The 1,120-nt window shown below is 72.5% G+C and carries 1 pseudogene; it reads left to right on the top strand.

What is annotated here, in order from left to right:
* Nucleotides 1-1,120, top strand: a pseudogene (locus tag IE249_RS35370) (acyl carrier protein); the annotation flags it as partial.

The following is a 1,120-nucleotide window of genomic DNA, read 5'->3' as shown; positions in this document are numbered from 1 at the left end:
TGTGGTCGACGTGGAGTGGGAGCGTTTCGCGGCCGGTTTCACCGCGGTGCGGCCCACCACACTCTTCGACGAACTGCCCGAGCTGCACAAGTCCCCGCAGGCCCCGGGTGTCGCCCGCGTGGTCACGGACGCCAACGAGGCCACCACGGTCGGCGAGCGGCTGCTCGGTCTGACCGAGCCCGAGCAGCACCGTGAACTGCTGGATCTGGTACGTGCACAGGTCGCCGCCGTGCTGGGGCACGGCAGCGCGGACGCGGTGCGCGGTGACCGGGCGTTCCGCGAGCTGGGCTTCGACTCGCTGACCGCCGTGGAACTGCGCAACCGCCTCGGCGCCGCCACCGGGCTCACCCTCCCCACCTCCCTGGTCTACGACTACCCCACGGCCTCCGCGCTCGCCGGCCACCTGCGCGACGAACTCGTCGGCCAGGAGCCGGCGATGGCCGGAACGGCGGGGGACACCGCCACCGTGGCCCCCGTCGGCACCGACGTGGACGACGACCCGATCGTGATCGTGGAGATGAGCTGCCGCTTCCCCGGTGGCGTCCGGTCGCCGGAGGACTTCTGGCACTTGCTGACCGAGGGCCGCGACGCCGTCTCCGGCTTCCCGACCGACCGCGGCTGGAACCTGGAGCGCCTGGGCGACCCCGACCCCGAGCGCCAGGGCACCTCGTACACCCGCGAGGGCGGATTCCTCGACGACGCCGACCGGTTCGACGCGTCCTTCTTCGGGATCAGCCCGCGTGAGGCGCTGGCGATGGATCCCCAGCAGCGGCTGCTGCTGGAGGTGTCGTGGGAGGCGTTGGAGCGTGCGGGCATCGACCCGTCGTCGGCGAGGGGCAGCCGTACCGGCGTCTTCGTGGGCACCAACGGCCAGGACTACGCCTCCCTCATCACCTCCCCGCCCAAGGGCATCGAGGGTCACCTGGGCACGGGCAACGCGGCCAGCGTGGTCTCCGGCCGGATCTCCTACGTCTTCGGCCTGGAAGGCCCGGCGGTGACGGTCGACACGGCCTGCTCGTCGTCACTGGTCGCCCTCCACCTGGCGGTGCAGGCGCTGCGCGGCGGTGAGTGCGATCTCGCGCTGGCCGGCGGCGTCACGGTGATGTCGACCCCCGAGGCG

The sequence above is a fragment of the Streptomyces anandii JCM 4720 genome (genome assembly GCF_014650655.1).
Lineage (GTDB): Bacteria > Actinomycetota > Actinomycetes > Streptomycetales > Streptomycetaceae > Streptomyces > Streptomyces anandii.
This window is presented reverse-complemented; position numbering and strand designations above follow the sequence as displayed.